Annotated in this window: 21 protein-coding genes and 2 pseudogenes; 12 read left to right on the forward strand and 11 right to left on the reverse strand. The window is 72.3% G+C overall.

Features of this window, described 5'->3' with window-relative positions:
* Window positions 1–5: 5 nt before the first annotated feature.
* From ACFV04_RS06115 to eccD, 8 genes are all read right to left on the reverse strand, one after another.
* Entirely contained in the window at window positions 6–323 is a 318-nt protein-coding gene (locus ACFV04_RS06115; protein ID WP_380335962.1) for a hypothetical protein, read from the reverse strand.
* Window positions 316–798 carry a YbaB/EbfC family nucleoid-associated protein gene (locus ACFV04_RS06120; RefSeq protein ID WP_380335965.1) on the reverse strand — a complete coding sequence of 161 codons (483 nt, stop codon included), beginning with the start codon at window positions 796–798 and terminating at the stop codon, window positions 316–318. Before ACFV04_RS06120 ends, ACFV04_RS06115 begins: the two co-directional genes overlap by 8 nt.
* A gap of 74 nt (window positions 799–872) precedes the next feature.
* Window positions 873–3,020 carry a hypothetical protein gene (locus ACFV04_RS06125; protein ID WP_380527127.1) on the reverse strand — a complete coding sequence of 716 codons (2,148 nt, stop codon included), beginning with the start codon at window positions 3,018–3,020 and terminating at the stop codon, window positions 873–875.
* 132 nt (window positions 3,021–3,152) lie between these two features.
* The gene (locus ACFV04_RS06130; protein WP_380335971.1) at window positions 3,153–3,662 is read right to left on the reverse strand and encodes a hypothetical protein; all 510 of its coding nucleotides are present in this window, start codon (window positions 3,660–3,662) and stop codon (window positions 3,153–3,155) included.
* Between the two features lie 16 nt (window positions 3,663–3,678).
* A complete protein-coding gene (locus ACFV04_RS06135) occupies window positions 3,679–3,981 on the reverse strand; it encodes a hypothetical protein (RefSeq protein WP_380335974.1) in 303 nt (100 codons plus the stop codon).
* Between the two features lie 97 nt (window positions 3,982–4,078).
* Window positions 4,079–4,411, reverse strand: a complete 333-nt coding sequence (locus tag ACFV04_RS06140; protein WP_380335976.1) for a hypothetical protein — start codon at window positions 4,409–4,411, stop codon at window positions 4,079–4,081.
* 102 nt (window positions 4,412–4,513) lie between these two features.
* Window positions 4,514–5,980, reverse strand: coding sequence for a type VII secretion protein EccB (eccB, locus tag ACFV04_RS06145; protein WP_380527129.1), 1,467 nt, complete (start codon window positions 5,978–5,980; stop codon window positions 4,514–4,516).
* 58 nt (window positions 5,981–6,038) lie between these two features.
* Window positions 6,039–7,406 (reverse strand): type VII secretion integral membrane protein EccD, encoded by a 1,368-nt coding sequence (gene eccD / locus ACFV04_RS06150; protein ID WP_380335982.1) that lies wholly within the window; start codon window positions 7,404–7,406, stop codon window positions 6,039–6,041.
* Window positions 7,407–7,607: 201 nt separating this feature from the next.
* On the opposite strand from eccD, the gene eccCa reads away from it, so the two are divergent.
* From eccCa to ACFV04_RS06165, 3 genes are all read left to right on the forward strand, one after another.
* Window positions 7,608–11,603 (forward strand): type VII secretion protein EccCa, encoded by a 3,996-nt coding sequence (eccCa, locus tag ACFV04_RS06155; RefSeq protein ID WP_380527214.1) that lies wholly within the window; start codon window positions 7,608–7,610, stop codon window positions 11,601–11,603.
* A gap of 166 nt (window positions 11,604–11,769) precedes the next feature.
* Window positions 11,770–14,907 carry a hypothetical protein gene (locus ACFV04_RS06160; RefSeq protein ID WP_380527131.1) on the forward strand — a complete coding sequence of 1,046 codons (3,138 nt, stop codon included), beginning with the start codon at window positions 11,770–11,772 and terminating at the stop codon, window positions 14,905–14,907.
* A gap of 100 nt (window positions 14,908–15,007) precedes the next feature.
* The gene (locus ACFV04_RS06165; RefSeq protein WP_380527133.1) at window positions 15,008–15,877 is read left to right on the forward strand and encodes a chitosanase; all 870 of its coding nucleotides are present in this window, start codon (window positions 15,008–15,010) and stop codon (window positions 15,875–15,877) included.
* 74 nt (window positions 15,878–15,951) lie between these two features.
* Here ACFV04_RS06165 and ACFV04_RS06170 read toward each other — a convergent pair whose 3' ends face one another.
* Both ACFV04_RS06170 and ACFV04_RS06175 read right to left on the reverse strand, forming a co-directional pair.
* Entirely contained in the window at window positions 15,952–16,473 is a 522-nt protein-coding gene (locus ACFV04_RS06170; RefSeq protein ID WP_380527135.1) for a hypothetical protein, read from the reverse strand.
* A 103-nt stretch (window positions 16,474–16,576) separates the two neighbouring features.
* A complete protein-coding gene (locus ACFV04_RS06175; protein ID WP_380527136.1) occupies window positions 16,577–17,227 on the reverse strand; it encodes an LPXTG cell wall anchor domain-containing protein in 651 nt (216 codons plus the stop codon).
* A 318-nt stretch (window positions 17,228–17,545) separates the two neighbouring features.
* On the opposite strand from ACFV04_RS06175, the gene ACFV04_RS06180 reads away from it, so the two are divergent.
* The 3 genes and pseudogenes from ACFV04_RS06180 (at window position 17,546) to ACFV04_RS06190 (ending at window position 19,905) form a co-directional block, all read left to right on the forward strand.
* Window positions 17,546–17,818 (forward strand): hypothetical protein, encoded by a 273-nt coding sequence (locus ACFV04_RS06180; RefSeq protein ID WP_380527137.1) that lies wholly within the window; start codon window positions 17,546–17,548, stop codon window positions 17,816–17,818.
* Window positions 17,731–18,273 (forward strand): annotated as a pseudogene (locus ACFV04_RS06185) (ATP-binding protein); the annotation flags it as partial. The gene ACFV04_RS06180 and the pseudogene ACFV04_RS06185, both read left to right, overlap by 88 nt.
* Window positions 18,274–18,696: 423 nt before the next feature.
* Window positions 18,697–19,905 (forward strand): hypothetical protein, encoded by a 1,209-nt coding sequence (locus tag ACFV04_RS06190; protein ID WP_380527138.1) that lies wholly within the window; start codon window positions 18,697–18,699, stop codon window positions 19,903–19,905.
* 55 nt (window positions 19,906–19,960) lie between these two features.
* On the opposite strand, the gene ACFV04_RS06195 is transcribed toward ACFV04_RS06190, so the two are convergent.
* Window positions 19,961–20,185 (reverse strand): hypothetical protein, encoded by a 225-nt coding sequence (locus ACFV04_RS06195; RefSeq protein WP_380336004.1) that lies wholly within the window; start codon window positions 20,183–20,185, stop codon window positions 19,961–19,963.
* Window positions 20,186–20,311: 126 nt separating this feature from the next.
* Between ACFV04_RS06195 and ACFV04_RS06200 the strand changes: the two genes are divergently transcribed.
* The 6 genes and pseudogenes from ACFV04_RS06200 to ACFV04_RS06225 all read left to right on the forward strand — a co-directional run bounded on the left by ACFV04_RS06200 (window position 20,312) and on the right by ACFV04_RS06225 (window position 23,908).
* A complete protein-coding gene (locus tag ACFV04_RS06200) occupies window positions 20,312–21,016 on the forward strand; it encodes a DUF6000 family protein (protein WP_380336007.1) in 705 nt (234 codons plus the stop codon).
* A gap of 13 nt (window positions 21,017–21,029) precedes the next feature.
* Window positions 21,030–21,587, forward strand: a complete 558-nt coding sequence (locus ACFV04_RS06205) for an SMI1/KNR4 family protein (protein ID WP_380527140.1) — start codon at window positions 21,030–21,032, stop codon at window positions 21,585–21,587.
* A 54-nt stretch (window positions 21,588–21,641) separates the two neighbouring features.
* A pseudogene (locus tag ACFV04_RS06210) lies at window positions 21,642–22,136 on the forward strand (IS5 family transposase); the annotation flags it as partial.
* 506 nt (window positions 22,137–22,642) lie between these two features.
* Window positions 22,643–23,047 (forward strand): hypothetical protein, encoded by a 405-nt coding sequence (locus ACFV04_RS06215; RefSeq protein ID WP_380350192.1) that lies wholly within the window; start codon window positions 22,643–22,645, stop codon window positions 23,045–23,047.
* Window positions 23,044–23,448 carry a hypothetical protein gene (locus ACFV04_RS06220; RefSeq protein ID WP_380350195.1) on the forward strand — a complete coding sequence of 135 codons (405 nt, stop codon included), beginning with the start codon at window positions 23,044–23,046 and terminating at the stop codon, window positions 23,446–23,448. The genes ACFV04_RS06215 and ACFV04_RS06220 overlap by 4 nt, the downstream gene beginning before the upstream one ends.
* A 28-nt stretch (window positions 23,449–23,476) precedes the next feature.
* Window positions 23,477–23,908 (forward strand): hypothetical protein, encoded by a 432-nt coding sequence (locus ACFV04_RS06225; RefSeq protein WP_380527142.1) that lies wholly within the window; start codon window positions 23,477–23,479, stop codon window positions 23,906–23,908.
* Window positions 23,909–24,409 lie beyond the last annotated feature (501 nt).

Below are 24,409 nucleotides of genomic sequence, written 5' to 3' on the forward strand. Positions count from 1 at the left end.
TTCTCCTACATGCTGCTCATGATGTCCTGGGCGGTGTCCTCCGCGTAGTCGAGGTCGGCGACCAGGTTGATGCCGTTCTCGCCCGCTTGTCTCACCGTGTCCTTGATGTTGCTCATCAAGGTCTCCAGGTCCTTGGTGGCCTTGTCCACCTGCTCGTGGTACTGCTTGCCGATCTCGTCGTCGCCGCCGACCTTCTTGTTCAGGTCGTTGACCGTCTTGACGTCGGCGATCACCTTGTCGATCAGGTCCGACAGCTGGCCGAACTCGGCGAACCGCTTCTTGAGCTCCTGGGTCTTGCCGAAGACGTTGGGGTCGCTACTCACGGAACTCCTCCTGGCGGCCCGCCCGGCGGCGCTCCGCCTCGGCGTCGTCGTCGTGGCCCGGCCTCATCGAGCGCAGTGGCTCCAGCAGTTGGTCCAGGTTGCTGCCGCCGGTGAGCCCGAGCCGCAGCATGTCGCCGACGCCCTCGAACTGCTTCATCGCCCGGATGACCTGGTCGCCCATCTCGGCCCGGGCCTGGTTGAGCAGGTCGGTGAGCAGCGTGCCGAGTTGGGCGGGGGCCATCTCCTGGTAACCGGTGGTGTGGAAGGTGAGCCCGAGGACCTGCCCCTGCGGGCCGACCTTGACGGTCACCATGCGGTCCTTGGAGGTGACCGTGGCGGAGGAGCGGGCCAGCTCGGCCTGGACCTCCTCGGCCCTCTTCTGGTGCTCCCTCATGGCCTGCATGGCCTGTTCGATCTCCTCGCTCATCGAGCCGAAGAGGCCGTCGGGACCGAACGGGTCGGCGGTTGTGGGCATGGTCGTTCCTTCCGTCCGGCCGGAGCCGGGTGTCACGGGTCGTGCGTACGAGGGTGGCGGCGGGGGCGTGCCGGTCAGCGGCCGATGACGCCGCTGACCGCGGTGCTCTCGGTGCCCCAGACCTCCTCGTCCTCCGCCAGCCAGGTGGTGCGCTGACGGTCCTTGTCCTTCTGGTTGGGCGCACCGCCCGCGCCCGCGCCGGGCGGCATCATCGGCGGCATGCCGCCGCTGGTGGACATGCCCTTGCCGGTCAGCGCGTTCTTCTCGGCCTCGGCCGCCGCCCGTGCCTGGGCGGCCTTCTCGGCGGCGTCGGCGGTCTCGGCCGCCGCCCGGGCCTGGGCGGTGTTCGGGTCTCCGCCGTTGGCCAGCGCCTTGCTGCTCATGCCACTGCGGCCGCCGGGCATCAGCCCGCCGCCGGGGTAGCCGCCGAGGCCGAGGCCGTCGGAGCCGCCGGAGTCGCCGAACAGCGAGCCGCCGGGGTGGTAGGTGTACCCGCCGGAGCCGAACCCGCCGCCGCCGAGCAGGCCGTCGCCACCGCCGCTGTCGAAGCCGCTCTCGAAGGCGTGCCGCTGGTCGGCGAGCAGCTGGGAGACCTCGGAGATCGGCCGGCCGTCCGGGTCCAGCAGGGTGCCGTCGCCGTCGATCCGGGAGCCGGGCTCGACGACGATCGGGTTGCCGTTCTTGTCCAGCACCGGCTGGCCGTCCGGGCCGATCACCCGGCCCTGGTCGTCGACGTGCGAGCCCGGCGGCACCTTCATGTGCTCGCCCGGGCCGGTGCCGACGCTCGCCCCGTCGGGGACGGTGATCGGCTTGCCGTCGGGGCCGAGCACCGGCTTGCCGTCGGGGCCGATCACCTGGTGGGTGGTCGGGTCGATGTGGCTGCCCGGCGGCACGGTGACGGGGTTGCCGTTCGCGTCGAAGATCTGCTTGCCGTTCTTGTCCAGCACCGGGACGCCGGAGCCACCGCCACCGGGGAAGCCCGAACCGCCGCCGCCGGGGAGGCCCGAGCCACCGCCGCCGGGCAGACCGCCCGGCCCGGTGGTGAGGCTGGGGGTGTGGCCGGGGCCGCTGGTGAGGTTCTTGAAGTTGTCGTTCACCCCCTTGAGGTTGTCGCTGATCCCCTTGTTCATGTCGTTCAGCGATTTGTTCATGTTGTTGTTCATGTCGCTGAGGTTCTTGCTGATGTCGGAGAAGGGGTCGTCCTTGCTCCCGCCCAGCGGGTCGTCCTGTGGGGGACGGTACGGCGCCTTGGGCGCCTTCACGTGGATGCCGTCGTTCAGGCCCTGGATCGCGGGGACGTAGCCGGCGTCGAGGATCTTCACCGCGTCGCCGGCCGCCTTGTCGAGGATGTCGGCGACCCCCTTGAGCCACCGCTCCTTGGCGCGCTTCTCGGCCTGCTTCCAGAAGTCGTCGCCGTGCGGGTCGCCCCAGGCGGTGGTGACGGTGAAGCTCACGTCGAAGCCGGCCACCGCGGTGCCGTCGCTGTTGCCGGCGGGGGTCTCGGAGACGGTGACATTCGCCGTGGACATCCCCTCGACCAGGGCGTCCAGCATCGGGTTGACCGGCCAGGCGATCCGGTTGTTGCGGTAGGTCTCCTGACCGGTCCACATGGTGTGGATCGCCTGCTGGGTGGCGTCCCGGCCCGCCTTGAGGAGCGTGTCGACGTGCTTGTCCTGCAAGGCCTTGGCGAGCCCCTCGACCTTGTCGCCGAACTGGCTGAGCATGGTCTTGAACACGCCCGCCGCGGTGCCCTGCCAGTCCGCGCCCGGCGCCGCCACGTCACCGGCCCAGCCCCGGACCTGCGGCGCCCAGGTCTGCAGCAGCTGCTGGGCGCCGGTCAGCGTCGACACGGCGGTGTCGAAGCTCCAGGGGCTCATCGTGTCGTTCTCGTACGGCGAGTGGGCGAGCGGCATCAACACGTCGGAGCCCTGGCGGACCCATTTGCCCAGGTCGGTCGTCTCGTCCAGGAACTGCTTCCAGTTGAGGTTGCAGCCGATCACGTGGCTCCACGGGCGGCCGGTGCTGTCCGTGTAGTTGTACGACCACCACGCGTCGTAGCCCTCGTTGCCCCCGGTCTGCTTGAAGTACGGCAGGGTCTCGTCCTTGTGGTTGGCGATCCACTGGACCTTGTCGTCACCGGTGACGCTGCTGCGCTGGGTGAACTGCGTCCGGTCGGAGGACGCGAACACCAGCAGGACGGATTCCCAGGTGGTGGTGGCCATCGGTGTCACAGCTCCAGGGGGCTCGGGCGTGCGCGGGGCGGGCCGGAGGAGGGGTTCGGCCCGCCCCGCGGTCAGGGGTGACGGCGGGCGGCGCCGTCGGGCGGGAATCGGTGCGGAGCACCCGGTCGTGGACTAGCGGATGCCGCCGCCACCGAGGACGTCACTGACCAGGTAGATCATCTCCGCGGCCGCGAGGGCGTCGTCCCCACCGTGGTTGAGGGTGGTCTGGGCCGACTCCAGGTCGTCGATCATGGCCTGGACCTGGTCCTCCAGCGTCTTGAACTGGGCCTCCAGGGCGGCGCAGTACTTGGTGAAGGCGTCCTGCAGCGCCTTGGTGCTCGGCAGCACCGCGGGGCCGCCGCCGGGGAGGAGCTTCGCGTAGTCGCCGGAGAACTTCCCGCCGCCGATGCCGAGGACGAACTCCTTGAGCGCCACCCGGGTGGGGTGGGTCTTCAGGTCCTCCAGCATCTTGGCGAGCTTGGTGTGGGCGAAGTCGAGCAGGAAGTTCTCGGTGACCTTGAAGCTGTTGGCGTCGTCCTTCTCCTTCTGCTGCTGCTTCTCCCGGGCCTCCTTCTCCTTCTGCTTGCGCTTCTCCTCCTCCTGCTTCTTCCAGTCCTCTTCGGCCTTCTCGTCGTCGGTCACCGCGACTCACCCTGACCTAGTGGAGCTGGAACTTGGAGCCGGCGGTGCGGTCGGAGTCGCGGATCAGGCCGTGGACCTCGTCCAGGGCGGCGGCGGCCTTGGCGATGTCGTCGGTCATGGCGGTGTCCGCGGCCGACAGGATGTCGGCGTACCCCTTGCCCTGGGTGGCGTACTCACCGTGCAGCTCGTGGCCGAGGCCCTGGGTGAGGAACGTGCGGGTCTGCTCCATCATCTCGTGCATCTGGGCGCCCAGTTGGCGCAGCATCGCCGCGGCCTCGTCGATCTGCTGGTGGTGGAGTTCGATCCTGCCGTCTGACATCGTGGCTCTCCTTCGAGGGGCGGTGGTGGTCCCGGTCCTGACCCGACCGGTGGGTGGGCCGGCGGTGTCGCCCGCCGGCGTCAGCTCGGCGCGAGCGTCAGCTCAGGCCCTTGACGACGTCCTCGCCCGCGCCGAGGCCCGAGACGATGTGGACGGCGTTCTGGCCCTCCTGCTGGATCAGGCCCGAGCCGCTGGCGAGCAGCTCGTGGAACTGGGTGTACTTCTGGCGCACCTGGTCGTACTTGGCCTGCCAGTCCTGCATCTTCTCGACGAAGACGGTGCTGGCGGCGGCCTGGAAGTGCGCCTGGATCTCCTCGACGATGGCGTTGGTCTGGCGCTGGGTCTGCTGCATGTGCGAGTCCTGTGACTCCACGGTGGTCAGCACCTGCTGGACGACCACCGGGTCATTGAGCATGCTGTTGTCGGCCATGTGACATCCCTTCTCAGAGGCGGCGCCGGCCGGTCGCCGACGCCTCCGGGTGGGTGGGGGTCCGCGGCCCGGCACATTGAACGGAGCCGCGGTGCCCCGGGTTCAGCCCCCGCAGGGGTTTGTGGAGCCGGGCGGCTCGACCACGCCGCCACCGCCGAGGGCGGCCGGATCGAGGCTCGGCCCGGTGGGCAACAGGCCGAGCAGCCGGGTGGGGACGGCCGCCGGAGCGGTCTTGGTGTAGCCGAGTTGCTTGGCGACCGCGGGCGAGGGCAGCGGGTACTTCACCCCCGCGTCGGTGACGAGGTAGAGGGTCGAGCCGGCCCCCGAGGCGGTGACGGCCCGCGTCAGGGAGCCGCCGCCCGGCCGGACCGCGATCCGGTCGGCACCGTTGCACGCCGGGGTGACCCCGGGCTGGGCGGCCGGGGACTGCCCGGCCACGGCGGCGGCGTCCAGCAGGCCGACCGCGACCGCCCCCGGTCCGCCGGGCCGCAGTTCGACGCAGGGCACCTGCCCCTGCGTTACCTTCGCCAACTGCGGTGGAGTGGCTGGAAGTTCGGCGCCGGCCCAGGCGGCAGCGGCGACCGCGGGCGCGAGGTGCGCCGCGAGGTCCGCCGGGCCGACAAGGCCCGGGGTGACGGGCGCGCCGCCGTAGGCCTCCTGCTGGATCCGCGGATCGCCCTGGACGAGCCGGAACAGCGTCTCGCCGAGCGGGACGAGCCCGTCCTCGGCGAGCAGGTAGCGCTCGCCGCCGGGGCCGGTGAACAGCTGGCCGATCCGGGTGCCCTTGCCGGCCAGTGCGGGGCCTGCCGTCCCCCGCCCGTGCAGCTCGGGGGCCCGGACGTCCGGGCCGACCGGAAGGGTGTCCAGAAAGCCGGCCTTCACCGGGTACGGCGTGGCGCTGCCGTACCCGAGGGCACGCAGCCCGCCGTCACCGGAGTCCACCCGCAACCTCTCCCCCCGCCAGACGAGTTGGGGCGCACCGTCCGGCCCGGCCACCAGCACGGCCTGCTCGTCGGACAGCGGCCGGGCGCCTCGGCGCATGCCGATCGCCAGCGACAGCTGGGGCGTGGCCCGCGCACCGGGCGCCACCTGGCCGCTCTGACCGGCCTGGACCGCGCAGGCCGACCAGTCGGCCTGGCCGAGGTCCTGGTCGGCCGGCAGACCGTCGGGGGCGCCGACCAGGCCGACCACCGCCCCGCGCGGTACACCGTCCAGCGAGCCCGCGCTGACCGTCGTCGAGCGGAACTGGTCCCCGGCGAGCAGCCGGGCGCTGGCCTGGTTGAGCACCGGGCGCAGCTGCCCGCCGGCGTAGAGGTACCGGGCACCGCTCTCCTCGACCACCACCAGGGTGCCGGGCTTCTTCCAGCCGGTCGCGCCCCCCGGTTCGATGAGCCCGTAGACCCCGGCCCCGACACCGATCAGCAGACCGATGGCGAGCCCGACCATGGCACCCCGGGTGGTCCGGGCGACGGGCGTGTCGGGCGCGTCCGGCTCGGCGCGCAGCATCCCCGAGGAGACCCGGCTCATCACGAACAGGTGGGCCTGCACCTGGTCGCGTCTGGACTGCATGGGAGCTCTCCCGGGATCGGTGGGGCGGACGGGCGGGGGTGGGGTCTGCGGGCCGGCCCTAGCCGGCCATGCCCCGCATCAGGTGGTAGAAGCCGAGGGTCTGCAGGGCGAGCGGCAGCAGGGCGAAGGCCGCCAGGGAGTGCAGCAGGTCTGCGGCGCGCCCCCAGTAGGGCAGCAGTCGCCGGCCGGGCACCGTCCAGGCGACGACCAGCAGGACGGCGGCGACCCCGAGCAGCACGGCGACCAGGGTGAGCCGGTCCTGCCAGGCGCCCGCCAGGCCGTACCGGCCGGCCAGCAGCACCAGCCCGTACAGGCCCGGCAGCAGGACGGCGAGGCGTTGCCGGAGGCTGCCGATCTCGCGGGCGTGCAGCAGGAGGAGCGCGGCGAGGTCGGCGGCCGTCGCGGCCGGGCCCCAGCCGTCGGCGTCGGCCAGCAGGGTCAGGCAGGCGGCGCTGACCAGGCCGATGCCGATGAGGAAACCGGTCAGGTAGCCGTCCGCGACATCGCCGCGGGCGAGGACGACGGCGGCCGGGAACGGCTCGATGTCCTCCTGGAGTTCCTCCGCGTTCCGCGGCAGGGCGGGCACCCTGAGGCCGGCCAGCTTGAAGGCGAGACCCGGGGCGAACGCCCCGGAGAGCACCGCGGCACAGGCGAGGACCGCCGCCGAGTGCCCGGGCGGCAGGTCCTGCACGGCCAGCACGCCCGCGGCCAGGGCGACCAGGCCGACGAACAGGACGGAGAGGAAGAACGGCGCCGAGGCACCGACCACCGCGAGTGCGAGCACGGTGGCCCCGGCCGCGGCGGATCCGCCGGACAGCAGCCGGTCCGTGCCGCTCGGGCCGGGCATCAGGGTGGCGGCGGTGACGGCGTAGCCGATCGCGGCGGCGCCCAGCGCGGTGCCCGCCACGGCGTCGCCTACCGTGCGGGCGGCGCCGCCGGCCCCGACCAGGAGCAGGACGGCGATCACCGCGGCGGCCGCGCAGCGCAGGTCGGCGGGCCCGGGCAGGAGCAGCAACGCCAGACCGCCGGCCAGGGCGACCAGCGCGGCAGCGACCGCGAGGTGGTGGGTGAGCGCCGGGCGCCAGGAGTCGCCGCGCTCCAGCATGCCGCTGCGCACCCCGTCGACCACGTCGTCGAAGTGGACCGGGGGCAGTTCGGCGGTGCGCGGGCGCAGGAAGATCTCCTGGCCGTCGCGCAGTCCGAGCGCGTCCAGCGTCAGGTCCTCGTCGAGCGGCTCCTCGCCCACGCGCTGCAGGACCCAGCCGGAGTGCTCGGCACCGGCCTCCTCGACCTCGGTGCCCGCGTGAGCGAGCACGGCGGGCAGGAGGTCCGCCAGGACCACGTCGGACGGCACGGCCAGTTCGAACGCCGAGTCGGGCGCACGGAACCTCAGTCTGCACAGGCCGGCCACGGCTCCACCACTCATGCGTTCCCTCCTCCGGTCTGCGGGTCTTCGCCCGGCTGCACGGAATCACCGGGGGTCGCGGTTCACCGGAATCGGCAGCAGTTCGGTGAACCTCCGGGGACCGCGCTCCGTGCCCAGGGCGGAGACGTCCACGCGCGTGTGAGGAGAGGCCCGTTGAGTCAGGTCGTGGTAGAGCGTCCGCCGAGGCGCTCCGGGCCGGAGATGCCGGACGGCGACATCCAGCTGCAGGAGCCGCCGGGCCTGCCCGAGCCGCAGAGCGGGCTGTCCACCATGCTCACCATGGCGCCGATGGCGCTGAGTTCGCTCTCGATGGTGTTCATCTTCCTCAACCCGAACTCAGCGGGCGGTCCGCTGACCTACGTCGCGATCGGCATGATGGGCCTGTCCGCCGTCGGCATGCTGGTCACCCAGATGATCCGGGGCGAGAGCGACCGCAAGCGCCAGCTGCGCGGCGAGCGCCGGGACTACCTGCGCTACCTGTCGCAGATCCGCCGTCAGGTCCGGCGCCACACCGTCAAGCAGCAGCGCGCCCTGGCCTGGCGGCACCCGGAACCCGCCGCGCTGGCCTCGATGGTGCGCACCTCCCGGCTGTGGGAGCGCCGCGCGGCCCACCCCGACTTCGGCGACGTGCGGATCGCGGTCGGCGCGCAGCGGCTGGCCGTACGGCTGGCTCCGCTGGCCACCAAGCCGGTCGAGGACCTGGAGCCGCTGAGCGCGCACGCGCTGCGCCGGTTCATCCACGCGTACGGCACGCTGCCGGAGCAGCCGATCGCGGTGCACGTCCGCGGCTACGCGCACGTGGCGCTGCGGGTCGACGCGGGCGAGGGTGCCGGCGCCCCCGACGGTGGTGGGCCGGACGCCACGGAGGCTGCCCGCGCCCTGGCCCGCGCGATGGTGGCGCAGCTGGCCTTCTTCCACGCCCCCGACGAGCTGCGGATCGGCGTGGTGGCGGCACCCGAGCGCCGCGCCGACTGGGACTGGCTGAAGTGGCTGCCGCACGCCCTGCACCCGAACGAGACCGACGGGGCCGGCCCGGTCCGGCTGGTGGCGGGCTCGATGGTGGAGCTGGAGCAGCTGCTCGGCGCCGAGTTCACCGCCCGCGGCCCCTGGGAGCCGGACGCGCAGCCCGGACGCGAGGAGCCGTACACCCTGATCGTGGTCGACGGGGTGCGCCTGCCGTCCTCCGGCCGGGCCGCGCTCGCCGGCTACCGCAACGCCACCGTGCTGGACGTGGACGACGCGCTGGAGTGGAAGCACGCCAAGCACCGGCTGCGGCTGCGGATCACCGCGGACGGCGCGCTGGAGCTGGTCGGATCGAACCGCGACCGCCAGGACAGCGTCACCGCGCTCGGCCGCCCCGACGCGCTCACCGCCGCGGCCGCCCGGCGCTACGCCGTCGTCCTGGCACCGCACCGGCTCGGCGACACCACCGACGGCGCCGAGCCGCTGGCCACCGACTTCGACCTCACCTCCCTGCTGGGGATCAAGGACCTGCATCGGCACGACGTCCGCCGGGCCTGGGCCGACCGGCCCAAGGAGCAACGCCTGCGGGTGCCACTGGGCCTCGGCTCGGACGGCACCCCGGTGGACCTGGACATCAAGGAGTCCGCGCAGGGCGGCATGGGCCCGCACGGCCTGCTGATCGGCGCGACCGGCTCCGGCAAGTCCGAGCTGTTGCGCACCCTGGTGCTGGCGCTCGCCCTGACGCACACCTCGGAGACGCTCAACTTCGTGCTGGTCGACTTCAAGGGCGGCGCGACCTTCCTCGGCCTGGACCGCCTCCCGCACACCTCCGCTGTGATCACCAACCTGGCCGACGAGGCCGCCCTGGTGGACCGGATGCGCGACGCGCTGCACGGCGAGATGATGCGCCGCCAGGAGCTGCTGCGCTCGGCCGGCAACTACACCTCACTGGTGGACTACGAGGCCGCCCGGGCCTCCGGCGTCAAGCTGGACCCTCTGCCCACGCTGTTCGTGGTGGTCGACGAGTTCTCCGAACTGCTCGCCGCGCACCGCGACTTCATGGAGCTGTTCATCATGATCGGCCGCCTCGGCCGCTCGCTCGGCGTCCATCTGCTGCTGGCCTCGCAGCGCCTCGACGAGGGCCGGATGCACGCCCTGGAGTCCCATCTGTCCTACCGGATCGGTCTGCGCACCTTCTCCGCCATGGAGAGTCGCGGCGTCCTCGGGGTGCCGGACGCCTTCCACCTGCCCTCGCAGCCCGGCAACGGCATCCTGCGCAGCGACATCGCCACCCTGAGCCGGTTCAAGGCCGCCTACGTCTCCGGGCCGTACCGCCAGCAGAAGCCCAGCCCGGCCCGGCAGGCGGCGGTAGCCGGGCAGGTCGTGCCGTTCGGCACCGAGTACGTGGCTCCCCGGCAGCAGCCGGTGGTGCCGGAGCCCGGCGTCGCCGAGGAGCCCGAGACGGAGGAGGCCGCCCGCACCCTGCTGGAGCTGGCCGCCGACCGGATGACCGACGCGGGCCCGCCCGCCTACCGGGTCTGGCTGCCACCGCTGGACGTGCCGCCGACACTGGACGAGCTGCTGCCGCCGCTCTCCCCCAGCCCCGAGCACGGACTGACCACGGACGGGTGGCCGCTGCGCGGCGGGCTCTCGGTGCCGGTCGGCGTCGTCGACCGGCCGTTCCAGCAGCTGCGCGACCTGCTCACCGCCGACCTGTCCGGAGCGGGCGGACACGTCGGTATCGCCGGCGGCCCGCAGAGCGGTAAGAGCAACCTGCTGCGCGCGCTGATCACCGGCCTGGCGCTCACCCACTCCCCGCGCGAGGTGCAGTTCTACTGCCTGGACTTCGGCGGTGGCGGCCTGTCCGCACTGCGCGACCTGCCGCACGTCGGCGGGGTGACCGGCCGGCACGACCCGGAGCGGGTCGGCCGCACCATCGCCGAGATCAACGGCATCATCGCCCGCCGGGAGAAGAGCTTCGCCCGGCTCGGCATCGACTCGGCCGCCGCCTTCCGACGGCGCCGGGCGGCCGGCGACCCCGAGCCGGCCGACGACCCGCACGGCGACGTCTTCCTGGTCGTGGACGGCTGGAACACCGTGCGCCAGGAGTTCGCCGAGCTGGTGCAGATCCTCGGCCTGGTCGCCGGACGCGGCCTCAACTACGGCGTGCACCTGGTCATCACCGCGACCCGCTGGGCCGAGGTGACCAGCGCGCTGCGCGACCAGCTCGGCACCAAGTTCGAGCTGCGACTGGGCGACAACGTGGACTCCATGATCAACATGCGGGCCGCCGCCACCGTCCCCAAGATCCCGGGCCGCGGACTCACCGAGGAGGAGCTGCACTTCCTCACCGCTCTGCCCCGGATGGACGGCGTCGGCGACACGAGCGACCTCGCCGACGCCGTCGCCGACCTGGTCGAGGCCGTGAACGACCACTGGAGCGGCCCGCGCGCCCCGCAGGTCCGGATGCTCCCGCTGATGCTGGAGGCCGCCGCGCTGCCCCCCGCCGAAGGCCGGCTGAAGGTGCCGCTCGGTCTGGAGGACCGCCAGATCGCCCCGCTGTGGCACGACTTCGAGGAGACGCCGCACCTCACCGTGATCGGCGACAGCGAGTCCGGCAAGACCAACCTGCTGCGCCTGCTGATCAACGGCGTCACCGCGGCCTACACCCCGGCCGAGGCCCGGATCATGCTGATCGACTTCCGGCGCGGCCTGTTCGACCACGTACCGGAGGAGTACCGACTCGGCCACGCCGTCGCGGTGGACGTCCTCAAGCAGGTCGTCCAGGGCGCGGCCCGGGCCATGGAGGGGCGGGTGCCCGGCGAGGACATCAGCCCCGCCCGGCTGAAGCTGCGGGACTGGTGGACCGGCGCGGAGCTGTTCATCGTGGTCGACGACTACGACCTGATCACCGCGCCGATCACCGGCCACCCGTTCGCCCCGCTGCTCGACCACCTCGCCCAGGGCACCGAACTCGGCCTGCACCTGATCGTGGCGCGCAGCGCCAACGGTGTCGGCCGCTCCATGGGCGACCCGCTGCTGCGCCGGCTCCAGGAGGTCAACACCCCGGCGGTTCTGCTGTCCTGCCCGCCGAGCGAGGGCGTGCTGTTCGGCAACGTCAAGCCGCGCGAACTGCCGCCCGGGCGGGCGCTGCACATCACCCGCCGGCGCACCGTCCAGCTGCAGACCGCGTGGGTTCCCGATCCGGAGGAGACGGAGGCGGCGGGCGCCTGAGGACGGTCCGGGATTGCCGGGCGCCCGGATGAACCGGGGGCCCGGCAATCCCGTGTTGCTGGGCGAGGTCCCTCCGCGCGGGCCTGATGACCGACCAGGGGAGGCAGACGCCAATGGCCGAGGTGGAGCCTCGCACGACCGCCGCCGGAACCGTCCGGGGCCCGCGATGAGCACGACCGGGAACGCGTCCGGCTCCGCACCGGGCGGCGACGCGCCGGCGCCACGGCGCTGGTTCGGCCGCCGCGGCCCCACGCCCGAGGCCGCACCCGCCCGCCGGCCCGGCCGCTCGATCCTGCGCGTGCTCGGGCCGCACTTCGTCATCGCGCCGCCCGAGGTGACCGACGGCGAGCTGTCGGCCGCCATGGGCGGCCTGCGGCCGGTACCGGACGCCCTGGTCGTGGTGGCGGCGGCGACGGACGCCGCACCGGTGCTGCGCGAGCAGATGGCGGAGCTCGGGATGATCGCCCGGGCCCGCGGCGCGTCCAGCCTGATCCTGGCGGCCTCCGGTCTGGCCGCCGTCGGCCCCGGCGGGCGCCGCCCCGCCGAGGTCGTCGCCGACAAGGCGGGGATCACGGTCGTCGCCCCGGACGGCATGGTCGCCATCCAGCCCGACGGCACGCTCAAGGTGACCGCCCCGAACGGCTCGACCGAGCCCGCCACCTGGTGGAGCTGCCCCCCGGGCGGCCGCGCCCGCCGCCTGCGCGAGACGGTCCCGGCCGCCGCCCCGGTCGACCCGGGCCCCGCCCTCCCCGGCGGCGGCGCACCGCACGTACCGCCCGTACCGCCCGTCGAACGGGCCGTCGCACCCGCCGGGCCCGGCGCGCTGCCCGTCTCGGTCTCGGTCCACCGACTGGCCACCGGCTTCTGGCTCAACCACGTCACGGCCCGGCCCGAGGGGTCGATGCCCTTCCTGCAGCAGCTCGCGACACCCCCGGGGACGACCCCGCTGCTGGTCGGCACGCCCGACCGGCCGGCGCTGGACCCGCAGGAGTTCACCGAGGCCGCGCTGTCCCTGCCGGTCGGCTCCGGCCAGCTCATGGTCAGCGCGCCGTGGGCCGACCCGGGCGCGCTCGCCCTGCTCTCCGGCAGCCTCGCCGAGCGGCTGGGGCGCCCGGTCCACGCCGCGGTCGGACTGCCGGTCGCGGGCAGCCGCGGCTACACCACCGCCGTGCTCGACCACCGGGGCGCCGCCTCCTGGGAGCCGTTCCTGCTCCGCCTCAGCTCGTCCGGTCCCCACCGGACCGTCAGCTCCGCCTGGCGCAAGGGCACCCCCTCCTGGGAGACGGTGGGCCCGGGGCTCTTCCGCGCCTTCCCGTTCTGGTGCCTGGAGGCCGTCCCGGCCGGTCTCTGGCTCCGCCCGGAGCCGCCGTACGCCTGGGCGCCGCGCTTCCTGCGCCCCGACCCGGCCCGCCCGCTGATCGTCGTCGGCGAGCAGGCCCGGCTGATCCCGCACCACGTCTGGGAGGAACTCGGGGCCCTGCTCGACGAGATGCCCGGCCCCGGCGCCCGGGGATTCGGGCTGCTGCTGCACGGCCTGGTCGACTCCGCGTCGGAGAGCAGCGCCCGGTTCTTCGCCCGGATGCACGGCCTGGTGTGGCTCAACCCGCCGGCCCGGCCCGCCACCGGGGATCCGGCCGGAGCGCTCGGGCCCGACGGGGCGGCGCACGCCTCCTACGCGCTGAACGGCTCCTGGGCGGGGGCCGTCCCGGCGCCGGTCACCGAGCGGTTCGCCCTTCCCGCCCCCGGTCCGCAGCCGACCGTCGGCGCGGCCGACCCGGCGTCCGGCACCGCGACCGGCGCGCCGGTCGGGTTCGTCACCGGGCCGGTCGCCCCGGCGGAGTCGCCGGTCTGCGTTGCGGGGGCGACGCCCGATTTCACCACCGCGGCCGCCGCGCCGGGCTCGCCCGCCGAACCGGCCGAACCGGCCGAACCGGCCGAACCGGCCGAACCGGCCGTCGGCGTGCCGACCGTGCCCGCGGGCTTCGCCACCAGCGCCGGTATGCCCGGAGCGGGCGGCACCCCGACGGCCGCGACCGGAGCAGTCGGGTCGACCGGACAGCCGGGGCAGCCCGGGGAGCCGGGCGCGACCCGTCGGCCCACCGCCTCCGGCGGAGCATCCGAACCCGCCGCCACGGTCGAGGAGTCCGCCGCCGGGGCACCCGGCGAGCCGACGACGGCCGCACTCGGCATCGATCAGCCCACCCGCCACACCGTCACCGGCGGAGCGCCCCGGCCGGACACCCGACCCGACGCGCCCGCCGGGGAGTTCGCCGGGGAGTTCGCCGCCGAAGCTCCGACGCGGGTCGGACCGGCCCAGGTCGGACCGACCCAGGTCGGACCGACCACGGCGACGGCCGGATCCGCCGCGCCCGGGCCATGGGCGACGGAGGCCGCGCCGCCACCGGAGCCCTCGCCCCACGCGACGTCCGCGCCCGGACCCGAACCCGAGCCGGTCTCCCTCGCCCTCGCCGCCCACTACTTCACCACCGCGGACGTCCCGCCCCTGCCCCCGGTCAGCGCCGCAGCGGACCGGGACGCCTTCCGGGCGATGCTCGGCGAGCACTACCACCGCTGCGCCGGGCGGGTGGAGCCCGCTGTCACCCGGCTGCCGGGCCTGCGGTCGACCGGCCAGGACGACTTCAAGGCCGACCTGGTGGCCGTGCTGCTGCACCACGAGGACTCCGGCGTCCCCGCCGACCGCGCCGCCCTCCTCGCCGAGGCCCGTGGCGGCACCGCCGGACCACTGCGCCCGTACCTCGCCTGCCTGGGTTCGGGCCTGCGTCGGCTGCCGAGCCACCACGGCGCGGTGCTGCTCGGGGCCGAGCTCGCGCCGGAGGCCCTGGAGGCCTTCCCGGTCGGCCTGGCGCTGGTCGAGCCGGGCCCGATCGCCGGCCTGGCCTCGCCCGCCGTGCAGCTCGGCACCCCGGTCGAGTTCGTCGTCTGGTCGACCACCGGCCGACGCACCGCCGCCTTCGGCGACGACGGGGAGGTGCCCCAGGTGGCCTTCCCGCCGGGGACCGGGTTCGTGGTGGTCGACGTCGTGCCCGGCGAGGGCGCGGCCCGGCCCGCCCGGGTGCTGCTGCGGGAGGCCGCCGGCCCGGCGGCGGGCCCGGACGCCGAACGCGACGACAGTGCCCGGAAGCGGCTGCACGCCTGGCTGGAACGCCGGGACAAGGTGGCGCCGGCCGACCGCCGTACGGTCGCCCGCCCGGAGCGCTTCCGCCTCACCCCGGGCGCGCTCCTGCCGGAGCCGCCCGCCGCCCCGGCCGCCCCACCCACTCCCGACCCGCCCGCCGAGTCCTGACCGGGGCACGCCACGCCCGAGCGGACCGGCGGCAGTTCACCGGTGTCCGGAGGCCTCCGGACACCGGCCGCCCCTACCGCCCACCGAATCCGGAGGACGCATGCCGCCCCAACACGCCCGGAAAGCCAGGCCCAAGGCCCTGCACATCGCCACGGCCGCGGTACTGATCACCGCCGTCACCGCCACGGCGGCCAACGCCCGTCCGCACCGCACCACCCAGCCTCCCAAGCCCGGGGCGAGCGCCACCAGCACCGCCGGGGACGGTCTCAACGACCCGCACCTGAAGGACATCGCCCAGCAGATCGTCTCCAGCGCGGAGAACTCCTCCCTCGACTGGAAGGCCCAGTTCGCCTACGTCGAGGACATCAAGGACGGCCGCGGCTACACGGCCGGCATCATCGGCTTCTGCTCGGGCACCGGCGACATGCTCGACCTCGTCGAGCACTACGAGAAACTCAAGCCCGGCAACGCGCTGAGCAAGTACCTCCCGGCGCTGCGCAAGCTGAACGGGTCCTCCTCGCACTCCGGGCTCGACCCGGACTTCGTCGGGGACTGGAAGAAGGCCGCCCAGGACCCGGTCTTCCAGCAGTCGCAGACGGACGAGCGGGACCGGGTCTACTTCAACCCCTCGGTGATGCAGGCCCAGACCGACGGGCTGCACGCCCTCGGCCAGTTCATCTACTACGACGCCATCGTCATGCACGGCCCCGGCAACGAGCCGGTCAGCTTCGGCGGCATCCGGGCCGCCGCCATGAAGAAGGCCAGGACCCCGGCCCAGGGCGGCGACGAGAAGGCCTACCTGGCGGCCTTCCTCGACGCCCGCCGGGCCGCGATGAAGACCGAGGCCGCCCACGAGGAGACCGACCGGGTGGACACCGAGCAGCTGGTGTTCCTGAAGGCCGGCAACCTCGACCTCAAGACCCCGCTGGCCTGGAAGGTCTACGGGGAGTCGTTCAAGATCGACAGCTGACGGGGCCCGCCCGACGCCGGCCACGACCGAGGGGCGGCTGCCCACACAGCCGCCCCTCTTCGCCAACTCCCCTGTCACCAACCAGTGGTGGCCCGCCGTACGGCCGGGGCCGAGGCCTCGCCCGGGGCCGTCCGACCGGCCGGCATCTCCCGCCGCTCCGCCGGCCGCCGGACGTCGAACCCGGGATCCGAGCTGGTCCGGACGAGCGGCGCCGAGGCCGGGTCGAACGCCTCGGCCGCCTCCCGCCGCGCGGCCGGGGCCTCGACGCCGAGTGCGTCGAAGCGCAGCACCAGGTTGCGCGGCAGGTCGGTGCCGGGCACGCCCGGCCAGTGGCAGTCCCGGGCACGGATCTCCCGGCTGCGCGCGCCTCGGGTGCCGACCACCGGGCCGGGCACCACCTGGACGTCCGGGCGCCAGCCGCCGCCCGGCCAGAGGTGTTCGAGCCTCAGCTCCCAGGTGTCGGCGTCGACCACGAGCGACTCCCCCACCCGGCCGGCCAGCACCAGGGTGCCGTACGGGGTGATCGCCACCGCCCGCTGGTCGAAGTCGGCATCCTTGCCGACCACCGTGATCCGCCAGGATCCGTCGACGAACATCTCGTTACCCTTCCGCTTACGCCCGGCAGCCAAAAAGGCCGTGGGGCGCCGGAGCCCGGTGTTCCCGGACCCCGACGCCCCGGTCACTGCGGTCAGTGCTCGGTCAGGCGCGACGCTTGGCCGCGACCTTGCGGGCGGCGAGGACCAGGCCCGCACCGGCGGCCAGCACGGCGCCACCGGCCAGGGCGAGCGGGGTGTTGCCCCCGCCACCGGTCTGGGCCAGGGCCGGGGCGGTGCTCGTCGCGCTGGGCGTGGCCGCCGGGGTGACCCCCGGAGTCGTCGGGGCCGGCGTGGTCGCCGAGGGCGTGGCGCTCGGCGAGGCCGGGACCGACGTGGTCGGCGTCGGGACCGGGGTCGCCGGGACGGAGGGGGTGGTGGTCGGGCTGCCCGTCGGCGTCGGGGTGGCCGACGGGCACAGCGGAGCGTCCGCGACCCTCTTGTCCACGTGAGTGTCCGCCAGGGTGTAGCGCCAGGTGTCGCCCTTTCCCGAGTAGCTGACGGTCAGCTTGACGGTGGCGTTCGCCTCGATCCGACCGTGGTACTCCTCGGAGCCGCCAACCAGGCTCAGGGTGTAGTCGCCGGCGGCCTTGTAGCGGTTGCCGAGGACGAGTTCGACGTGGCCGGCGTCCGCCCGACAGCCGACCTCCAACGAGGCGTCGCTGGGCTTCCATGCGAAGGCGGTCCCGGTGCCCGCCAGTGCGAGGCCGACGACCGCGCCCCCGGCGACCACGGCCGCCCGCCGTACGTGCTTCATCTGTGCTTCTCTCCTGTGGAGTTCTTCGAGCAGGGAACGCCTCGCGCGCTCCGGGGGGAGATGGGATGGAGCGCGCGAGGCGGCGAGCCCGGACCGCCGTCACCCGCCGTGGCGGCGGCGCGTGACGGCGGTGCAACGCGGCTCTCGCCCACCTGCACGGACAGCCTGCCCGATCCGGTTCACCTCACCGGGAATTCCATGAGATGCCACAAGGGCACAGGCATTGCCCCACGCCGCCTCAAGCGCGCTCAGTGGTGGTCGACCTCGTCGCGCCACGTCGGAGAGGAAACCCGACACGGTCGAGCGAAGGGGGCGTGGATGACCGATCTCAAGGTGTTCCGGCGGGGTGCCGATGGCCGGGATGTCGAGCTGCGGGGTTCGACGGTGGCGCGGGAGCGGGAGTTGCAGCGGCGGGTCGAGGGGGCGCTGGAGGCGATGCTGGGGGTGCGGTTCCTGGCGTCGGAGTACTCGACGGGGCCGTGGCACCAGGGGCGGATCGACACGCTGGGGCTGGACGAGGACGGCGTGCCGGTGGTCATCGAGTCGCCCAGCGGTGGCGGCGCGGATGGATCGAGGCCACCGCCACCCTGATCGTCTCCAAGCTGCTCATGACGGTGGTCTTCCTCGTCGGCGTCTCCGCGCTCGGCAAGACGGACGCCAAGGACGGCATGGCCGCCCTGTCCGACGCCATGGCCGGTGTCGTGATCATGGTCATGGTGCTGCTGTGCCCGTACGCCGTCTACAAGTTCGTCCACTGGGCGACGGACGGCAGCGGCCACGACGACACGCACCGCACCGGCATGGCCGGCATGGCGGTCGCGGCCGGAGCGGCGAAGACCGCCGGTTCCCTGGCCATGCAGATGAGCACCGGCGTCCCGGCGCCGCAGGGCCCGGCGCAGGTCCCGGGCATGGGAGGTGGCGGTGCCGCCTCCGGCATCGACCCGACCGGCCGGATCAGCACGGAGGGGATCGACACCGGCTCCGCGCAGCAGCCGACGAAGTTCCGCTTCGGCGAGGACCCGAGCGCGGGAGGCGACCGCGGACGCTTCTCTGAACTAAGAAGGAAGCCGTGCCAATTGGTGCGTGGCCGCTGAGGGGCGGGCTATGGTGACTGAAAGTAGTGAGTCACAGGTGTTAGGTGCAAGGGCCCCAGATTGACCGAGGGGGAGCCCACAGGGCTCTGTCCACGAGAATGGGCTCCGGCTCAACTTCCGTAGTGAAACCACGGTGAGTGACCGACATCTGTTTCAGTGTCCTGGGAATTGCCTGTCTCCCTAGCCGTCGACGAGGTTGAGGGATCGCCCGCGAGTGACCCCCACGCCGCCTGCCCCGCTGGGCTGGCTGTTCCGCGCCGGCCCGATGGGGAAGGTGCGGGGGCTCGTGGGCTAGTGGAGCCTGCACGGTGCGCGCTTATGCGCGGGTAGTCCGTGTTGCGGGGCTGTTGCCAGCTGTAGACGAATCAGTGGACCATGACAGGCATGGAGGCTGGGGCGGGGGAAGCGGCCAGGTGGATCATCGAGCAGGAAGATGAGCTTGTCTGTCAATGGTTGTACGGGGTGCTGGCGGACTGTGGGTCCGAGGCCCGAGAAATTCTCGATGCTCTCGGCCCACTGCGTGAGAACGGCACCGACTTTCTGGGGCAACCGAGGCCGGAGGCTCTGAACGCACTCCGGCACGTCTGCCGGTGGGCTCTCGACAGTCGCTTCCTCCCCTACATTGCCTCTGTTCCTTACACGTGCACGTTCCGGGGCTCGCCGCCCGGCCAAGCCTTCTTCGTCATGTCCTCCTTGGACCAGCAGCGCCTCCAGCAGGTGTTGGAGCCCACCGTCTCCCGTCGGGACTTCGAGATCGCACTGACGACGGCCCGCTTCCGAGCCGTGTGGCTAGCTCAGGCGTACTCCGAGCTGAGAATCGTGCGGCCGGTCCTCGACGCGCCTGTGGAACGGGATCCGCCGCGGCACGGACGCCTCAGGGACGGCATTGTCGGCCGTGCGTTTTGTGAGGAGATCGCCGAGCGGCTCATGGCGGGGCAGGCGCTCCGACGCGCCGCCGGAGAGCAGACCGTGCCCGCGATTCGGGCGTGGGTTACGGCGACGGCGGCAGTTCTAGATCGCGGTCTGACCAACGACGACATAGGTGAAGGTCTTCGACTAGTAACCCAGGGGCTCCGGTTCTGCGACTGGACCGTACCCCACCCGGTGGCACTGGCCGGCGCCTATCTGACGCTCGGCCTGGACTATCTCGAGAAGGTGGAGAAACAGATGCCGGACCACATCGAAGCATCGGGCCAGGGCTCGCAGCGGGCGCCGGTCATCATCAACGGCAACGTAGGCGCGTTCAACAGCAAGGTGACGAACAGCAGCTTCGCGGTGGCCGAGACGATCCGGGGTATCGAGATCACCGTCGGCGCCCTCGATCGCGACGGACAGAGCGACACTGCCACCGCTCTCCGGGACCTCATCCACGCCATCCAGCAGGACCCCGCACTCGCGGACCACCGAGCCCAGCTCCTCGACCACGTCGCCGATGTCGCTGAGGCGGCCGCCGAACCGGACCGTCCGCGCGCGCTCAGCCGAGCCCGCCTGGCCATGGCCGCCATCACCGGCGCAGCCGGAGCGTCCGCCCAGCTTGCCCAAGCCCTCACCACCTGGCAAGACACCCTCGGCCGCTTGTTCTGAGCGGCCCGAGCACGTTCCGGGCAGTGGGAGTCAGCCGCGATCGTGGACAGAGCGATCACGATTCTGGCCCCTCGATAACCCGTCCGTATGGGGGCTTGAAACTGGGCATTCCAAGATCGGTTGTCCGCCCGTTCTTGGAGACGGCCTGCATGGCCGCGAGCTTCTCTATCGCGGAGGACAGGCTGACTTCGAGACCGGCGACTTCGCCGGTCCAGCCTTCGCGTTGGGCCTCGGCGATGCGGGCATCGAGATTGGTGATGATCTCGGTGAGGCGAGGCATCTGGGCTGGATCCGGTCGCAGGAGCGGGCAGCGGATGCATGCTTCTCTGAACTAACGATCGCCGCTTGGCGGCCCCTGGGGTTAAACCGCTGGCAGCCGGGTGTTGACCCGGGCAAGGATGCAGCTATGCGTCACGCCAACACTGACCCTGAGCTGTCGGGCTTGGTCCGCCGATTCGTTACGCCCGGACGCCGGTACCTTCGGCTGGGTGGAAGCTCGCTGCGGTTGAGCGGGCCTGAGCGCGATCTGTTCATGAGGGAGTTGGTCCAGGCTGCCTCGGAGATCACTCCCGCTGAGCTCGGCATCCTTTTCGAAGGTGGGTGGCGAGAGTGTAAGACTGCCTCCTGGCTGGTTGTTGTAGCTGGCAGGACCGAGTTCCGAAGTCGTATCGGCGAACTTCTGCTGGCCAGCGGAGGGCCTTATGCCGGCGCGGCCTACTGCGTCACTCTTGCCACGTTCGGCGATAGTGCCGACGCAGATTTGCTGTGCAGATACCTTGATCACTACTTGCTGCGCCCTGACCTCGACTACGACCAAGGCCTTGCTCTTGGCGCGCTGCTTCACCTCGATGCCACACTCGGGACCGAGCACGCATCCCGCTACCTTGCCGTAGGTGGCTTGTGGCAGCAGTGGACCGACGCTCCGCCCCATAGGGACCGGGACCCGCAGCGTATTCGGCAGTTCGTGGACCAGCTGTGCTCCTTCGCCAGCGAGTGCGCTGAACTCTTCGCAGCACTGGAAACGAGCATTGATTGTTCGTCTTCTCTGAACTTCCTGTCGCCCACCAGTCCGCCCGGCGGCCCTGGCCGTCGACATGTCGGCGGGCTCTGACAGCATCACGGTCATGACCGACATTGATGACCTCGTGCAACGCGTCGCCAGCCGGGCCGCATCGGACAACGAGGACCTTCCCGCGCCTGTCGGCGATGCCCAGATTGCGGAGGCCGAGGGGCAACTGGGCTTCGCGCTGCATCCCCTGCTTGCGCGCCTGTATCGCGAGGTCGCTGACGGCGGCTTCGGCCCTGACTACCGACTGCTGCCGCTGCTTGGTCCGGACGCCAGCGTCGCTGGCGAATACCTGACGCGACGTGAAGCGTCCGTTGGCGTGGAGCACCCGGAGTGGCCCGAAGGCGTCGTACCGATCCTGACCTGGGGCTGTGCCATGTACGCAGGCGTTGATTGTCTCAGTGAGGACGGTCAGGTCCTGCTCTTCGAGCCGAACCCGTATAGCGGCGGATCGTGGGATCAGTGTTGGTTCCTCGACTCCGCCAGCCTCGCAGCGTGGCTGGAGACATGGCTCGCAGGGACGGGCTGGTTCGAGGAGGACGCCTTCGGCAGGGACGACCCGGTCGAGCCTCAGCCATGGGACCAGGCCGCAAACCGACTGTCCTCCGGCGCATAGCGAAACACCAACGCTTCGTCCCGTTGGCGCAGACGCCGTCAGGCCCCGGCCGGCGAGCCGGACGACCACGCGATCGGGCGGTCCCGCGGCGGGCTGACTACGAAGATCCACCTCGCCGCCGACGGCCGGTGCCGACCCCTGGCGTTCGTGCTCACCGCGGGCCAGGCGGGCGACGCGCCCGCCTTCACCGCGGTGATGGCCCGCCTGCGCGTTCCCCGGCCCCGTGGACGGCCGCGCACCAGGCCGGACGTGGTCCTGGCCGACAAGGCCTACTCCTCGCGCGCCATCCGCGACCACCTGCGCCGGCGCGGCATCCGCGCGGTGATCCCCGTTCCGTCGGACCAACGGGCGAACCGGCTGCGACGCGGAAGCCACGGAGGCAGGCCGCCCGCCTTCGACCGCGAGGCCTACAAACGGCGCAACACCGTTGAACGGTGCATCAACCGCCTCAAGCAGTGGCGAGGCATCGCCACCCGCTACGAGAAGACCGCCACCATTTACCTGGCCGGACTCCACATCGCAGGCATCTCCCTCTGGTCCGCCCGGTGATCCAAACGAATCTGCCTAGCTGTGTATCTGCCGGAGCTCGGTTACATCCGGGTCTGGGTCTTCTGCTTGAGGCGTTCGTAGGGGGGTCTGGCCACCGAGGGCGCCGTGTGGGCGGTGGAAGTCGTAGGAGTCCTCCCATTCTCGGAGTTTGTCGTTGAGGACGCCGGGTGTCGTCGATGACGGCACCGGCGAGCACGCGGTGGAACTCCTCGGCGTCGATGCGGTGTGAGCGTTCGACCTTGCCGTTGAGGTGTGGGACGCCGGCTTGATGTAGGTGTGGGCGATGCCCCTGTCGAGCGCGTGCCAGTGGAAGGCGGACTGGAACTCGGGGCGCCGTGGTCGACAGAAATGGGGGGCGAAAGGGCCATGGCCGGCCAAAAGACCCTGTGGACACCCTTGAACGGAATCATGATTACCTCTTCCGGCGGATGTGATGCGTGCTCATAGCCGGTGCACCAGACTCTCCCCTCGGTGCCCCCGGGCTGTCGGGGGCGGACGGGAGAACCATGCGACTGACCAAGCGCCTGGCCACGACCGGCGCGGCCCTGGGCCTGGCGACGGCCGGGCTGGTCGGACTCGGCAGCACGAGCGCGCACGCCGCCGACAACTGCCAGGAGCTCGACAGCTACTACGGGGCGCGGATCAACATGTGCATCTACCGCGTCAACTTGTGGGACGTCACGATGCACTACAACGTGATCCGGCGCGGATCCACCGACGAGCGTGTCTGGTTCACCGCGTACACGCCGGGCTGCGGGAGCGGCACCTACACCGACGTGTCGGGGAACGACTACAGCGAGCCGTCGAAGTACTTCGAGGTGGTGTGCGCGGGCCAGGTCGGCGGCATCACCGGCTGGATATCGGAGTCCGGCAGCAACAACTCGGTCGGCGGCGTGGGGGTGACCTGGTGAGCGCGGCGAGGCGTCTCAGCGCGAGCACGGCGGCCGTGGGCCTGGCCGCCGCCGGCCTGGTCGGTCTGACCGCCACTGCGGCTCACGCCGATGGCTGTACCGACTTCGGCACTCGCTACCACGCGGTGATCCGCGCCTGCGCGCACCAGGACGGCTACCCGGGCTGGGTGGGCATGAGCTACAGCGTGGTGACGGCTGGGAGCACCGATGAGCGCGTCTGGTTCAAGGTCGAGTCGAGCTGCGGCGAGAAGTACTTCTCCGGCAACGACGTGCAGGAGCCCAGCTGGAGCCTGGGCTACACCTGCGGCAGCCTCACCGGGGGCTACATCCGCTCCGTCGAGGTGTACACCACGGAGTCCGGCGTGCAGGACAGCAACAGCTACTTCCCGGTCTACCACTGACCGCTGATCGAGTGATCGAGGAGAGACGATGAAGAGCATGATCAAGCGGCTCGCCGGCACGGGCACGGCGCTCGGCTTGGCCGCGGCCGGTGTCGTGGGGCTCGGTGCGGGTGCGGCGCACGCGGACGGGCAGCGCTGCGCGGAGCTGGACACCCGGTCCGGTGCGCGGATCTCGATGTGCGCCTACGTGGTCAACGCGAACTACCTGAAGATGAGCTACAACGTGATCCAGCGCGGCAGGACGGACGAGCGCGCGTGGTTCCAGGTCACCTCGCAGTGCGGGCAGTATCCGGGTGCTGAGGGGTCGTCGTACGACTGGTTCTCCGACAACGACTACAACACCAGCTACGACACCTTCGAGAAGTGGTGCGACGTGCCGAACGGCGGCTTCAACGTCGCGGTCAAGGTCACCGAGTCGGGGAACGTCTCGGACTATCAGGGCGTCGTCTACCTGTACTGATCTGAGTAGCGAGCGGAGTGGGGCCCAGCGCCACCGCAACCCGGCCGCCCGGCGGGCCGACCTACGCCGGCCCGCCGAGCGGACCCGGGCGCCTGCGTCGAGGCCGGCGACCCCGGCCGGGCGCGGCCCCACGTGTTCTGACGCACCGCCCGGTCCCGCCCGCACAAAGGCCCCGCCCTGGCGGATGGGTGACCATCCCCGGGGCGGGGTCGACGCATGCTGCAGCAGCAGGATCAAACCGCGGAGCTTCATCCAGCTCCGCCCGGACGGGGCCCCCAGGCGCTGACCCGCCCAGGCCGGCACCTGGGGAATTACGCCGACACGACGCCTGGGCAATGCCACCGTCGTTCACAGGTCAGTGCCCGGCCTGGCCGGGACCGCGCGGCGGCTCGTAGCAGAGATGCGGCAGTCCCGGCCCAGCAGTGCGGCCGGGCGCCGGCCGGTGAAGTGCAGGAACTCACGGATGAAGTGGTTCTGGTCGTAGAAGGTGGCGCCGGCGGC

This window comes from Kitasatospora sp. NPDC059599, assembly GCF_042735125.1.
Classification (GTDB): domain Bacteria; phylum Actinomycetota; class Actinomycetes; order Streptomycetales; family Streptomycetaceae; genus Kitasatospora.

What these genes read in the sequence shown, in the direction of transcription:
- ACFV04_RS06120 (WP_380335965.1), bottom strand. Translation starts at nt 798, where the DNA reads ATGCCCACAACCGCCGACCCGTTCGGTCCCGACGGCCTCTTCGGCTCG.
- ACFV04_RS06125 (WP_380527127.1), bottom strand. Translation starts at nt 3,020, where the DNA reads ATGGCCACCACCACCTGGGAATCCGTCCTGCTGGTGTTCGCGTCCTCC.
- ACFV04_RS06135 (WP_380335974.1), bottom strand. Translation starts at nt 3,981, where the DNA reads ATGTCAGACGGCAGGATCGAACTCCACCACCAGCAGATCGACGAGGCC.
- ACFV04_RS06140 (WP_380335976.1), bottom strand. Translation starts at nt 4,411, where the DNA reads ATGGCCGACAACAGCATGCTCAATGACCCGGTGGTCGTCCAGCAGGTG.
- eccB (WP_380527129.1), bottom strand. Translation starts at nt 5,980, where the DNA reads ATGCAGTCCAGACGCGACCAGGTGCAGGCCCACCTGTTCGTGATGAGC.
- eccD (WP_380335982.1), bottom strand. Translation starts at nt 7,406, where the DNA reads ATGAGTGGTGGAGCCGTGGCCGGCCTGTGCAGACTGAGGTTCCGTGCG.
- eccCa (WP_380527214.1), top strand. Translation starts at nt 7,608, where the DNA reads ATGCCGGACGGCGACATCCAGCTGCAGGAGCCGCCGGGCCTGCCCGAG.
- ACFV04_RS06160 (WP_380527131.1), top strand. Translation starts at nt 11,770, where the DNA reads ATGAGCACGACCGGGAACGCGTCCGGCTCCGCACCGGGCGGCGACGCG.
- ACFV04_RS06165 (WP_380527133.1), top strand. Translation starts at nt 15,008, where the DNA reads ATGCCGCCCCAACACGCCCGGAAAGCCAGGCCCAAGGCCCTGCACATC.
- ACFV04_RS06170 (WP_380527135.1), bottom strand. Translation starts at nt 16,473, where the DNA reads ATGTTCGTCGACGGATCCTGGCGGATCACGGTGGTCGGCAAGGATGCC.
- ACFV04_RS06175 (WP_380527136.1), bottom strand. Translation starts at nt 17,227, where the DNA reads ATGAAGCACGTACGGCGGGCGGCCGTGGTCGCCGGGGGCGCGGTCGTC.
- ACFV04_RS06180 (WP_380527137.1), top strand. Translation starts at nt 17,546, where the DNA reads ATGACCGATCTCAAGGTGTTCCGGCGGGGTGCCGATGGCCGGGATGTC.
- ACFV04_RS06190 (WP_380527138.1), top strand. Translation starts at nt 18,697, where the DNA reads ATGACAGGCATGGAGGCTGGGGCGGGGGAAGCGGCCAGGTGGATCATC.
- ACFV04_RS06195 (WP_380336004.1), bottom strand. Translation starts at nt 20,185, where the DNA reads ATGCCTCGCCTCACCGAGATCATCACCAATCTCGATGCCCGCATCGCC.
- ACFV04_RS06200 (WP_380336007.1), top strand. Translation starts at nt 20,312, where the DNA reads ATGCGTCACGCCAACACTGACCCTGAGCTGTCGGGCTTGGTCCGCCGA.
- ACFV04_RS06205 (WP_380527140.1), top strand. Translation starts at nt 21,030, where the DNA reads ATGACCGACATTGATGACCTCGTGCAACGCGTCGCCAGCCGGGCCGCA.
- ACFV04_RS06215 (WP_380350192.1), top strand. Translation starts at nt 22,643, where the DNA reads ATGCGACTGACCAAGCGCCTGGCCACGACCGGCGCGGCCCTGGGCCTG.
- ACFV04_RS06225 (WP_380527142.1), top strand. Translation starts at nt 23,477, where the DNA reads ATGAAGAGCATGATCAAGCGGCTCGCCGGCACGGGCACGGCGCTCGGC.